Annotated in this window: 11 protein-coding genes; 7 read left to right on the top strand and 4 right to left on the bottom strand. The window is 69.1% G+C overall.

Features of this window, described 5'->3' with window-relative positions; genetic code table 11:
- Positions 1 to 67 precede the first annotated feature (67 nt).
- Entirely contained in the window at positions 68 to 565 is a 498-nt protein-coding gene (locus tag ABKA17_RS38045) for a winged helix-turn-helix transcriptional regulator (RefSeq protein WP_353696945.1), read from the bottom strand.
- A 108-nt stretch (positions 566 to 673) separates the two neighbouring features.
- Between ABKA17_RS38045 and ABKA17_RS38050 the strand changes: the two genes are divergently transcribed.
- Entirely contained in the window at positions 674 to 1,570 is an 897-nt protein-coding gene (locus ABKA17_RS38050) for an SDR family oxidoreductase (protein WP_353696946.1), read from the top strand.
- 35 nt (positions 1,571 to 1,605) lie between these two features.
- Here ABKA17_RS38050 and ABKA17_RS38055 read toward each other — a convergent pair whose 3' ends face one another.
- Positions 1,606 to 2,247 carry a TetR/AcrR family transcriptional regulator gene (locus tag ABKA17_RS38055; protein ID WP_353696947.1) on the bottom strand — a complete coding sequence of 214 codons (642 nt, stop codon included), beginning with the start codon at positions 2,245 to 2,247 and terminating at the stop codon, positions 1,606 to 1,608.
- Positions 2,248 to 2,527: 280 nt separating this feature from the next.
- On the opposite strand from ABKA17_RS38055, the gene ABKA17_RS38060 reads away from it, so the two are divergent.
- Genes ABKA17_RS38060 through ABKA17_RS38070 form a run of 3 tightly spaced genes read left to right on the top strand, consistent with a single transcriptional unit; the run spans position 2,528 to position 5,926 of the window.
- Complete coding sequence (locus ABKA17_RS38060) at positions 2,528 to 3,487, top strand: enoyl-CoA hydratase/isomerase family protein (protein WP_353696948.1); 960 nt, start codon at positions 2,528 to 2,530, stop codon at positions 3,485 to 3,487.
- Between the two features lie 7 nt (positions 3,488 to 3,494).
- On the top strand, positions 3,495 to 4,418 hold the full coding sequence (locus tag ABKA17_RS38065; protein ID WP_353696949.1) for an alpha/beta hydrolase: 924 nt from the start codon (positions 3,495 to 3,497) through the stop codon (positions 4,416 to 4,418).
- Positions 4,419 to 4,453: 35 nt separating this feature from the next.
- Positions 4,454 to 5,926, top strand: a complete 1,473-nt coding sequence (locus tag ABKA17_RS38070) for a class I adenylate-forming enzyme family protein (RefSeq protein WP_353696950.1) — start codon at positions 4,454 to 4,456, stop codon at positions 5,924 to 5,926.
- 83 nt (positions 5,927 to 6,009) lie between these two features.
- Here the strand turns inward: ABKA17_RS38070 and ABKA17_RS38075 are convergent, their stop codons facing one another.
- Together ABKA17_RS38075 and ABKA17_RS38080 are read right to left on the bottom strand one after the other, a co-directional pair.
- Positions 6,010 to 6,882, bottom strand: a complete 873-nt coding sequence (locus tag ABKA17_RS38075; RefSeq protein WP_353696951.1) for an alpha/beta fold hydrolase — start codon at positions 6,880 to 6,882, stop codon at positions 6,010 to 6,012.
- A 167-nt stretch (positions 6,883 to 7,049) separates the two neighbouring features.
- Positions 7,050 to 8,063, bottom strand: a complete 1,014-nt coding sequence (locus tag ABKA17_RS38080; RefSeq protein WP_353696952.1) for an NADP-dependent oxidoreductase — start codon at positions 8,061 to 8,063, stop codon at positions 7,050 to 7,052.
- Positions 8,064 to 8,327: 264 nt separating this feature from the next.
- On the opposite strand from ABKA17_RS38080, the gene ABKA17_RS38085 reads away from it, so the two are divergent.
- The 3 genes from ABKA17_RS38085 to ABKA17_RS38095 all read left to right on the top strand — a co-directional run bounded on the left by ABKA17_RS38085 (position 8,328) and on the right by ABKA17_RS38095 (position 11,807).
- Positions 8,328 to 9,239: an alpha/beta hydrolase fold domain-containing protein gene (locus ABKA17_RS38085; RefSeq protein WP_353696953.1), complete on the top strand. Its 912-nt coding sequence runs from the start codon at positions 8,328 to 8,330 to the stop codon at positions 9,237 to 9,239.
- A 153-nt stretch (positions 9,240 to 9,392) separates the two neighbouring features.
- On the top strand, positions 9,393 to 11,273 hold the full coding sequence (locus ABKA17_RS38090; RefSeq protein WP_353696954.1) for a propionyl-CoA synthetase: 1,881 nt from the start codon (positions 9,393 to 9,395) through the stop codon (positions 11,271 to 11,273).
- 324 nt (positions 11,274 to 11,597) lie between these two features.
- Complete coding sequence (locus ABKA17_RS38095) at positions 11,598 to 11,807, top strand: DUF485 domain-containing protein (RefSeq protein WP_353696955.1); 210 nt, start codon at positions 11,598 to 11,600, stop codon at positions 11,805 to 11,807.
- The last annotated feature ends 1 nt before the right edge of the window (position 11,808 follow it).

The raw sequence follows: 11,808 nt of genomic DNA on the forward strand, positions 1-11,808 counted from the left end.
GCAGTAAAGTTGCGTAGATAGACTCACCTGTCAAGGGCGCAGGACGGCCCCACACGGAGTCCCGAGGTCAGTCGGCGAAGCGCTCCCGTACGTCCGGCCGCTCGGCCAGGTGCGGCGGATAGCCCGGGCCCATCCGAGGGCGGGTGTTCTCCGCGGTCATCGGCTCACCGCACTCCGCGCACACCACTTCGGCATGGCTCGTCCGGCCGCACACCTCGTGACGCATCTCCACCGGCGGCCCCGCCTCCCCGGCCAGCCAGCGGTCCCCCCAGCGGTTCATCACCAGCAGTACGCCGTAGAAGTCGCGCCCCTTCTCGGTGAGCACGTAGTCGTACCGAACCGGCTCCGTCTGGTAGGGCCGCTTCTCCAGCAACCCCTCCCCCACCAGCCTCTTCAGCCGGTCGGTCAGCGTGTTGCGGGCGATCCCCAGTGCCGCCTGGAAGTCGTCGAACCGCCGGATCCCGTAGAAGGCCTCGCGCAGGACCAGCGGCGTCCACCAGTCCCCGAGCAGATCCATGGTCCGGGCGATCGAGCAGGGCCACTGCGCAAAGGATGTCCGCCTCATGACAGCCAGCATAGGTTCGTCCAGTCATGAGACCCAGCAGGTGCGGGACGGATGACTCATGTTGGCAACACGCTTGTGCTCTATCAATAACGAAGTTATCTTGCCGCCATGAAACATGACTTGCGAGGCAAGAACCTGGTGGTGACCGGAGCGGCGCGCGGCATCGGCGAGAAGGTGGCGCGCCTGGCCTCCGCTCGAGGCGCTCGGGTGACCCTGATCGGACTGGAACCCGACCGCTTGCGCGAGCTCGCCCGCGATCTGGGCCCGACCGCCTACTGGCGTGAGGCCGACGTGCGCGATGCCACCGCCCTGCGGTCGGCGATCGACGACGCCGCGAAGATCATGGGCGGGGTCGATCTCGTCGTCGCCAACGCCGGCGTCGTGGCGTACGGGACGGTGCGCCAGACGGACGAGGCATCGTTCGAGCGGGTGCTGGACATCAATCTGAACGGCGTCTTCCGCACCCTCAAGTACGCGACCCCGCATCTGGAGCGCAGCCGAGGACACGTGCTGGTCGTGGCCTCCGCGCTGTCCTTCATGCCGCTGGCCGCGATGGCCTCGTACGGCGCGAGCAAGGCCGCGGCCGAACTGCTGGCCCTGACCTACCGCCAGGAGGTGGCGCACCTCGGGATCACGGTAGGCGTCGTCCACCCGTCATGGATCGACACGGACCTCGTCCGGGGCGCCGAGTCGGACCTCCCGTCATTCCAGAGCCTGCGCAACCGACTGCCCTATCCGGGCAACGTCACCACCAGCGCCGACCGGGCGGCCGCCGCGATCGTCGACGGGCTCGCGCGGCGCCGCAGCCGCGTATACGTTCCGCGCGCGGTCGCCGTGGCCAACTGGGCGAAGGGAGCGCTGAACTCGCCGTTGGCGTGGCCCTGGGCGAGGCGCTTCGCAGCCCGGGCGGTGCCCTCTCTCGAACGCGAAGTCGCGGCGCTGGGCAGGAACAACCAGGTCACGCCCGGCTCCGACGCCCCCGCCGCCAGGCGAAGGTCGTCCTGACGGCGCAGGGAGCAGCGCTCAACCGGTCCGCACGCTCAACTGCCTTGAACGATCGAGTCGTAGAGGCGTGCTCCGGTCTCGTGCGAGGCTTCGGCCCGGGCTCGATCGTCGCCCAGCCCGACGGAGAAGTTCACTCCCATCGGCCGCATCACCTGCGCCACCGCATCGTCGAACTCGACGAAGTGCTCAGCCAACTCAAGGGTGATGTAGCCGTGGACCACGCTCCACAACTGGGCGGCCACCGCTTCGGGATCTTGTTGCAGCACTCGACCCGAGCCCACAAGCCGTTCGCACGCGGCGACGACATGGGCGTGGGCGGATCGGAAGGCCGGCGAATGCCCGCTGAAGCGAAGGTCGGTGTCGGACAGGGGCCGATACGTCGCGCGCGTGGACAGGCCGAACATCAGGTCGTACAGGTGAGGGTTCTCGCGGGCCACCCGGCGGCAGGTCAGCGCCAGGGCGAAGAGATCCGCGATCGGGTCCTCCGTCACGGGCACCTGGGCGAACGCCTTGCCCAGCTCGGTGAACCCGTGGTCGGCGACGGCTCGCATCAGTTCGGGGATGCCGCCGAAGTGGCTGTAGACCACCATCGTCGACAGTCCGCTCGCCGTTGCCACCGAGCGCGCCTTGATGGCCGAGGGTCCCTGCTCGGCCAGCAGGCCGATGGTGGCCTGCACCAACCGCTCCGGCGCGTCGTCGAGCCTCGCCCGTCCTGCCACGTTTCTCACTCCTCCTGACTCCACAGCTCACGCGAACCCTCGCATGAGTGATGGTTGCCACAGTTCAAATAACTTGGTTATATAACTCGTCAGGGCAAGGATACACAGCACGAGTGACACGCCGTATCAGGCGAAAGCGCGCATCCTCATCGCCGCCCCACACATCCTCGGCTGTCCCCCACGCACTTTCCACTCCCATGAACTCAGCACGGGACGAACTCACCCGGGAGCAGAATCCATGCCATACAAAGACAAGGGCCACCTCAAGATCGAGGACCGTGGATCGGTCCTGATCGTCACCGTCGACGGCGGGCCGCACGGCGTCTTCGGCCTCGACATCGCCAACCAGCTGGACAAGCTGGTGAGGCGGGTCGACCGCGACCCGAACGTCCGTGCCGTCGTCTTCACCGGAGCCCATCCCGAGCGGTTCGTCAGCCACGCCTCGGTCCGGTGGCTGCAGGAAGAGGGTGCCGCCAGCCCCACGGTCGGACGGCGCCGCGCCTCCGTGGTGGCTCACCTGGCCAGGCGGACACGCGCGCTGGCCCCGGTGCTGGACAGGACCCCGATGCGGGGAGCCGCCCAGCTCGACCGTCTGCACGCGACGTTCCTCCGGATGAACGCCAGCGGAGTCGTCTTCGTCGGCGCCCTCAACGGTTCGGCGCTCGGTCTCGGCGCGGAGTTCGCCTGGGCGTGCGATCTGCGGGTCATGACCGACGGTGACTACTTCATCGGCCAGCCGGAGATCCTCCTCGGCATCATTCCTGGCGGCGGCGGCACACAGCGGCTGACCCGCCTGATCGGCACCCACAAGTCACTGGTGGCCATCCTGGAAGGCAAGCCGTTCACGCCCGAAGAGGCGCTCGCCAACGGAGCCGTCGACGAGGTCGTGCCGCAGGGCGAGGTGGTCGCGAGGGCGACCGCGCTCGCCGAGCGTTTCGGCGCACGCTCCAAGGGGTCCGTCGAAGCCGCCAAGCGGTCCGTGTACTTCGGCGGCTCGCTGGGCTTGCCGGAAGGGCTGCATGTCGAGCGCGCCGAGTTCTTCGCGAGGGTCATGTCCAAGGACGGCCAGAGACTCATGCTCGACTACATCGCGACGACCGAGGCCACCGGCGAGCTGCCGCTCTACCGGCCGGACACGTACGCGGAAGCCCTCACCTCGGGCAGCGTGCCCGGGCTCCACTCGAAGAACGGACGGTGAGCCGGCGATGACCACCTCCCAGTCCTTCACCCGTCACGACGTCACCTTCCCCTCAGGCGACAGCAGATGTGCCGGATGGCTCTATCTGCCGAAGGGCGTCGTCTCCCCGCCCGTCGTCGTCCTCGGGCACGGCCTCGGCGCCACGCGTGAGATGCGCCTGGACGCCTTCGCCGAACGCTTCGCCCAGGCCGGCATCGCCTCCCTGGCCTTCACCTACCGGCACTTCGGAGACAGCGGCGGCCGCCCTCGTCAGCTCCTGTCGATCAAGCGCCAACTCACCGACTGGGACTCGGCTATCGCCTACGCCAAGTCGCGCCGGCAGGTCGACGCCGACCGTGTCGCGGTGTGGGGCAGCTCCTTCGGCGGCGGCCACGCCATCACCGTCGCCTCACGCCATCCCGAACTGCGCGCGGCCGTGGCCCAGTGCCCCTTCACCGACGGCCTCGCCTCCGCGCTCGCGCTCGGCCCCCTCGCCTCCCTCAGGATCACCCCCGTGCTGGCCCGGGACCTGGCGTCCAGGGTGCGCGGCAAGGCGCCCGCGATGGTTCCCATCGCAGGCCCTCCCGGTTCACCGGCTCTCATGAACGCCCCGGACGCGCTGCCCGGCTACGAAGCCCTCCTGCCGCCCGGAAAGACGTTCCGCAACGAGGTGGCGGCGCGCGTCATCCCCACCATCGCCGCCTACCGGCCCGGACGTGCGGCGAAGAAGGTCGCCATCCCGATCCTCTTCTGCGTCAGCGACACCGACTCCGTCACGCCTCCCGCCCAGACCCTGCGCTACGCGGCCACCGCGCCCCAGGGGGAGATCAAGAGGTACGACGCCGGCCACTTCGACTTCTACACCGGCGAGACCTTCGAGACTCTGGTTCGCGACCAGATCGAGTTCCTCACCCGCCAGTTGGCTCCGGCGCCCGCCGCGTCGACTCCGTGACCGGACCGCATCACACCGAGACAGGTACGCTCGCCATGAAATTCGCTTCTCTGCCCGACCGCCGGGCCGATCTCGATCCGCACGGACTCGCGGTCTCGGACGGGCGCCAGTCGCTCACCAACACCCAGCTGCTGCACCGCGTTCGGGCGGCGGCCCACCAACTGCGGGGCCTCGGGATCGGTCCCGGTGATGTCGTGGCCCTCAAGCTGACGAACCGCGTCGAGTTCGTGCTCCTGCTGTTCGGCGCCTGGCGGCTCGGCGCCACCGTCACACCGGTCAACCCCGGCATGACCGACGTCGAGGTCGTTCGACAGCTCAAGGACTCCGGAGCACGACTGCTCGTGGTGGAGGACGGGCCCGCCATCGTCGTGAAGGGTGTCGCCACGCTCGCCGTCGGCCACCTGCACGAAGAGGCGACCCTGCCGGACCAGGCCGCACATCTGGACTCGTCCGCGCTGGCCCTGCTCATCTACACCAGCGGCACGACCGGCGTCCCGAAGGGCGTGATGCTCGACCACGCCAACATCGACGCCATGGTGGAGATGGGGCGCCAGGCGCTCGAGCTCGGGCCGAGCGACCGCTGTCTGCTCATCCTGCCGCTCTTCCACGTCAACGGGATCGTGGTCAGCATCCTGACGCCGCTTCTCGCCGGCGCCAGTGTCGTCATCGCGGGCCGGTTCGATCCCCGCAGCTTCTTCGACCTCGTCGAGCAGGAACGCCCTACCTTCTTCAGCGCCGTTCCCACGATCTACAGCATGCTCGCGGCGCTCCCGGACGACGTTCGACCCGACACCTCGTCCCTGCGGTACGCCGTCTGCGGGGCGGCGCCCGCCTCCGCCGAACTGCTGACCCGGTTCGAGGCGCGGTACGGGTTTCCGCTCGTCGAGGGGTACGGGCTGTCCGAGGGGACCTGCGGCTCCACCATCAACCCGGTCACGGGCCCTCGACGTGCCGGGACCGTCGGGCGCCCCTTCCCCGGCCAGGAGATCCGGATCGTCGACGCCGACGGCAACGACGTACCCCCCGGCACGGACGGTGAGGTCCTCATCCGGGGCGCCAACGTCATGCGGGGCTATCTGGGCCGGCCGGACGAAACGGCCCGAGTCGTCGTCGACGGCTGGTTGCACACGGGCGATGTGGGCCACCTCGACGCCGAGGGATATCTGGTCCTGGTCGGACGCTCGAAGGACATGATCATCCGAGGCGGCGAGAACATCTACCCCAAGGAGATCGAGGACGTCCTCGTGGGCGATCCGTCGGTCCAGGAGGCCGCCGTGATCGGCGTACCCGACGAGAAATGGGGCGAGGTCGTCGTCGCCTACGTCCAGCCACGACCGGGCCTGACCGTCGACCCGACGGCTCTCGGCGCCCGCTGCGCCCGCAGCCTCACCGGCTACAAGCGACCGACCTCGTTCGTCGTGGTGGACGCGATCGCGAAGAACGCGGTCGGCAAGATCGACAAGGCGTCCTTGCGGGCGGCCCATGCGGCGGCCGCTGCCGGCTCGTGATCAGGGCCGCGCCGACCGGGTCGGGTGGCAGCGGTGAGGGCCGTTGCCACCCGGCCCTTCCACAGGTTGGGTGGCGGTGGGTGTCACCGTTTGGTCCCGTAGTCCAGGAAGCCGCGCAGATGCGCCAGCAGCTCCTCCGGGCGCTCCTCGGGAATGAAGTGGCCGCACTCCGGGATCTCGGCACCGGTGACGTCATCCGCGTAGTCCCGCCAGATCGCCAGCGTCGGCAGACGGGACGGGAGTCCCTGGGAGCCCCACAAGGCCAGCACAGGCATGGTGAGACGGCGGCCCTCGGCGGCGTCGACGTCGTCGAGGGCCACGTCCTGTTCCATGGCGCGGTAGTCGTCGAAGCTCGCGCGCAGGGCGCCCGGCCGGGAGAAGGCGCGGACGTAGGCGTCGACCGCTTCCGGTGTGAGGCCGTGGCGGTTGTAGGTCCAGCGCTCGAAGAAGAACTCGAGATAGCCACGGATGTCGCGCCCCACGAGGCGCTCGGGCAGATCGGGCTGCATCTGGAACAGCCAGTGCCAGTACCCGGAGGCGAGCGAGGCGTCCAGCCGGCGGAACATTTCCCGCGTGGGCACGATGTCGAGCACGGCCAGTCGTTCCACCTGCTCCGGGCGGTCCAGCGCCCAGCGGTGTCCCACACGGGCGCCGCGGTCGTGACCGACCACCGCGGCACGTTCGAAGCCGAGCGCCTCGACGAGGCCGGCCATGTCGGCGGCCATCCGCCGCTTGTCGTACCCGGTGGTGGGCTTGTCGCTCAGACCGTACCCGCGCAGGTCGGGGGCCACGACGGTGAAGTCGGCGGCGAGTTCGCCCAGTACCGGCCGCCAGCAGTCGGAGGTCTGCGGCCAGCCGTGCAGGAGGACCAGCAGGGGCCCGGATCCCGCTCGGAGGTAGTGCAGACGGACTCCGTCGACCTGTGTGACCCCCGTCGTCACCGGCGGCTGGCTCATGGGTCCGTCTCCCCTACAGAAAGCCAACCCTCTTGGAGGGTTGGTCCGGTGCGCGCCATGCAAGCGCGGCAACGGTCGGTGAGTGGATATGAGATGCCGGGCGGGCTGACCGACGTGACACTGCTCGACCGAGCGGCAGCGACGGCTTTCCGGCCCGCCCTGCAACGTCAGTCGCTGTCGGTCACCATCGACACCACGACCTTGCCGGCCTTGGTGCGGCCCTGCTCGACGTGCGCCATCGCGGCCGGCGTCTGGTCGAACGGGAAGACCTGGTCGATGACCGGACGGAGCTGTCCGCCGTCGTACAGGGCGCCGAGTTCGCGCAGCTGGGAACCGTTGGCCTGCATGAAGAAGAACTGGTAGCGCACACCGAGTGCCTTGGCCTGCTTACGGACCTTGCGGCTGAGCATGTTCATGGCCGCGCCCAGGAACGACGGGGCACCGAGCTGCTTCGCGAATCCGGCGTCCGGCGGACCGGCGACACCGATGGCGAGGCCGCCGGGCTTGAGCACGGTCAGCGACTTCTGGAGGTTGGCACCGCCGAGCGAGTCCAGTACGAAGTCGTAGCCGGACAGCACCTTGGAGAAGTCCTCCTTGGTGTAGTCGACGACGACGTCGGCGCCGAGGCTCTTCACCAGCTCCTCGGTCCGGGTGTCCGTGGTGGTCGCCACGGTGGCTCCGAGGTGCTTGGCGAGCTGGATGACCGTCGACCCGAGGCCGCCGGCACCGGCGTGGACGAGTACCTTCTGGCCCGGCTTCACCTGCGCGCGGTCGACGAGGATCTGCCAGGCGGCCAGGGCCACCAGCGGCACCGCGGCCGCCTCCTCCAGGGTGAGCGATTCCGGCTTGGGCGCGACGTCGTCCTGGTCGATCGCGATGAACTCGGCGAAGCCGCCGATCCGCAGGTCGCGCGGCCGTGCGTACACCTCGTCGCCGACCTTGAAGTCGCCTACGGCGGAGCCGACTCGGGTGACGACGCCGGCCACGTCGTGGCCGAGCACGAACGGGCGCTTGTACTTCAGGAGCTGCTTGAACTCCCCGTTGCGGACCATCTTGTCCAGCGGGTTGATGCTCGTGGCGCTCACCCGTACCAGGACGTCGCGGTCCCCGACGGTGGGCTCGGGTACGTCGGCGGCGGACACGCCGTCCTTGCCGTACTTCTCGACGACGAATGCCTTCATGTCGGCCAGCCTTCTGCGTGATCTTGTCGGTGGTTTTCTCAGCGGTCGAGGTGATGGGCGGTATGGATCTCGCCGTCGAGCCGTCCGCACACGAAGACACTACGGTCTGAGTATAGAAAAGTAAACTCAGTTCAATGTGGCCACGCCGCCGCGAACTCTGGGTTTACTTTCTAATACTCAGAAGGTAGCGTCGCCAGCCGGCACATCGATCCGGCTGTCGCGCGGCCACCCCGTCGAGGCACCCACCTGAGAAGGAGCGCCACCATGGGCGTCAGCAAGGAAGCACACGAGTTCGCGGAGTTCCTCGCCGGCGTGAGCGCGAAGTCCGCGACGCCGGGCCTCGAACTCGGCATCGTCCGCGACATCGTCGACTCGAACCACAAGGCGTCGACCGAACCGGAAGGCGTGACCTACGCCGAGGTCGACGCGGACGGCGTACCCGCTCTGTGGGCCATCCCCGAGGGCGCCGCCCCCGACAAGGCGCTGCTGCACCTCCACTTCGGCGGATCGGTCGCCGCCTCGATGCACTCCGACCGCAAGGCCGCCGGCCACATAGCCAAGGCCGCCGGAGTGCGTTCCCTGGTCGTGGACTTCCGCCTGGCGCCGGAGCACCCCTACCCGGCACAGCTCGACGACGTCGAGACGGCGTACCGGTGGCTGCTCTCCCAGGGCTACGAGCCCCGGAACATCGGCAGCACCGGCCACTCCATCGGCGGCACGCTCGCGGTCCTGCTGCCGCTGCGTCTCCTGGCCAAGGGCGAGCCCACCCCCGGTGCGATCGTCAGTGTCTCGCCCTGGACCGACCTCACCCTCCGGAACAAGTCCGTGGACGCCAACGAGGCGAACGACAGGATGCTCAGCCGCGCCACCCTCGAGCTCTTCCGCGGCGCCTGGGTGCAGGACCCCGCCATCGATCCCGCCGACCCCCGGGTCAGCATCGCCAACGCCGACCTGACCGGCCTGCCGCCCACGCTCGTCTACTACGGCGAGTACGAGACCCTCGCCGACGACGGTGCCGAACTCGGGCGCCGGCTCGCCGACTTCAAGGTCACCTCCGAGACCCACGGGGTTCCCGAGGGGCAGCACTCGTTCGTCCTGGGCGCGGGCCGCGTGCCCGAGGTGAACGAGGCGATCGGACGGATGGGACAGTGGCTCCGCACGCACCTCGGCGCCTGACGAGGACCTGATGGCGAGGACTTGATGGCGAGGACTTGATGGCGAGGACTTGATGGCGAGGTCTGCCGACAGGGCTCGCCGGCACCACCGCGTTGGGCAGCATGGTGCACACCGCCCCTCCCCCGGTCCCTGGATGCCACAAAGGAGTGCGCAATGGGAAAGTACGAGGACGTCTTCCGCGCCAGCACCGAAGACCCGGAGAGCTTCTGGCTGACGGCGGCGGAGGGCATCGACTGGGATGTCGCTCCGCGACGCGCCCTGGACGCCTCCGGCGCACCTTTCTACCGCTGGTTTCCCGACGGACGGCTGAACGTCTGCTTCAACGCGCTCGACCGGCACGTCGAAGCGGGCCGCGGCGACCAGCTCGCGCTCGTCTACGACTCACCCGTGACCGACACCCGGCGCACCTACACCTACGCCCGACTGAGGGACGAGGTGGCGGCGTTCGCCGGAGGGCTGGCGCAACTCGGCGTGGAACAGGGCGACCGGGTGGTGATCTACATGCCCATGGTCCCCGAGGCCGCCATCGCGATGCTGGCGTGTGCGCGGATCGGCGCCGTGCACTCGGTCGTCTTCGGCGGGTTCGCCCCGCACGAACTCGCGGTCCGCATCGACGACGCCGCCCCCAAGGTGATCGTCTCCGCCTCCTGCGGCATCGAGGGCAAGCGAGTCATCGCGTACAAGCCGCTGCTCGACCGGGCCATCGAACTCGCGGCCCACAAGCCGCAGAAGAGCGTGATCCTGCAACGTCCGCAGGAGCGGGCCGAGTTGGGGGCCGACGACCTCGACTGGGCCGACCTGGTCGCCGCGGCCCCACCGGCCGACTGCGTCCCGGTTGCCGCGAACGCCCCGCTGTACATCCTCTACACGTCCGGAACGACCGGGAAACCGAAGGGGGTTGTCCGTGACAGCGGTGGCTACGCGGTGGCCCTGCACTGGTCGATGGGTGCCGTGTACGACGTGGGGCCCGGCGAGACGATGTTCACCGGCTCGGACGTCGGCTGGGTCGTCGGCCACTCGTACATCGTCTACGGACCGCTGCTGGCCGGTGCCACCACCGTCCTGTACGAAGGCAAGCCGGTCGGCACCCCGGACGCGGGCCAGTTCTGGCGCGTCGTCGCCGAGTACGGCGTCAAGACGATGTTCACCGCCCCCACCGCTTTCCGGGCCATCCGCAAGGAGGACCCGAAGGGCGCGCTCACCGCGGACCACGACCTCACCGGTCTGCGTCACCTCTTCCTCGCGGGTGAGCGCCTCGACCCCGAGACGTATCACTGGGCAAGGGCCCTTCTGGACATCCCGGTGATCGACCACTGGTGGCAGACCGAGACCGGCTGGCCCATCGTCGCCAACCCGGTGGGCATCGAGGCCGCACCCGTGAAACCCGGTTCCCCGACCCGCGCGCTGCCGGGCTGGGACGTGCGCGTCCTCGACGCGTCAGGCGATCCGGTGCCCGCCGGCGTCGACGGCGCGATCGTCGTGAAGCTGCCCCTGCCACCGGGCGCGCTCCCCACCCTCTGGAACGACGACGACCGCTACATCTCCTCCTACCTCTCCGCCTTCGACGGCTACTACCTCACCGGCGACAGCGGACACATCGACGCCGACGGCTACGTCTTCGTCATGGGCCGCACCGACGACGTCATCAACGTCGCCGGGCACCGGCTGTCCACCGGCAGCATGGAGGAAGCCCTCGCAGCTCACCCCGATGTCGCGGAATGCGCCGTCATCGGCGTCGCCGACTCGCTGAAGGGACAAGTGCCGCGCGGTTTCGTCGTCCTCAAGGCCGGCAGCAGCCGCGACGCGGCCGAGGTCGAGGCCGAACTCGTCCAACTCGTACGCGACCGCATCGGCGCCGTCGCCTCACTCAAGAGCGTCACGGTCGTTGCCGCCCTGCCCAAGACCCGATCGGGAAAGATCCTGCGCAAGACGATGCGCGGCATCGCCGACGGCCACGACGAACCCGTCCCCTCCACCGTGGACGACGCGAGCGTCATCGAGGCCCTCCGCCCTGTGCTCCGACGCGAAGTCTGACCCCTTGACCGTCCACTGACGGCCGCCTGGTCTCCGGTGGTGCAACAGCGCAACCACCGAACTCCGGGCGGCCCTCTTCGTCCGCGTTGATCCGCCACGCCTCCGACACAGCACCCTGTGCACCGAGTGCCAACAGATGCGAGCAGCCTCATGTGCTGCCCGCCGTCCTTCTTCTGGGCCCCAGACCCCGTTGGCCCCTGCTCACCACCGCCGTTCCGTGGCCCACCCTCAATGTCTGAAGGTTCCATGCAGTCGTACGTCCCCGCGGATCCCCTGAACAGACTCCGCGAGACCGCGCATCGTGCGCAGCGCAACTTCCTTGTCGTGAACGGGATTCCCTTCGCCGTCGGCATCACGCTGTCCTGCTTCACCGACGTCCCGGCGGTGGAGGTGTACGGCAAGCTCACCCTGGGCCTGGTCTGGGGCGTGCTGCAGTGTGCCCTGTTCGTCGCCACTGCCTGGCTGTACGAGATGCGGAGTACCCGGTCGGCCGATCGCCTCGAACAGACCCTGACCGCGGATGTGACGCGGTGAC

The sequence above is a fragment of the Streptomyces sp. RG80 genome, assembly GCF_040446465.1.
Taxonomy (GTDB): domain Bacteria; phylum Actinomycetota; class Actinomycetes; order Streptomycetales; family Streptomycetaceae; genus Streptomyces.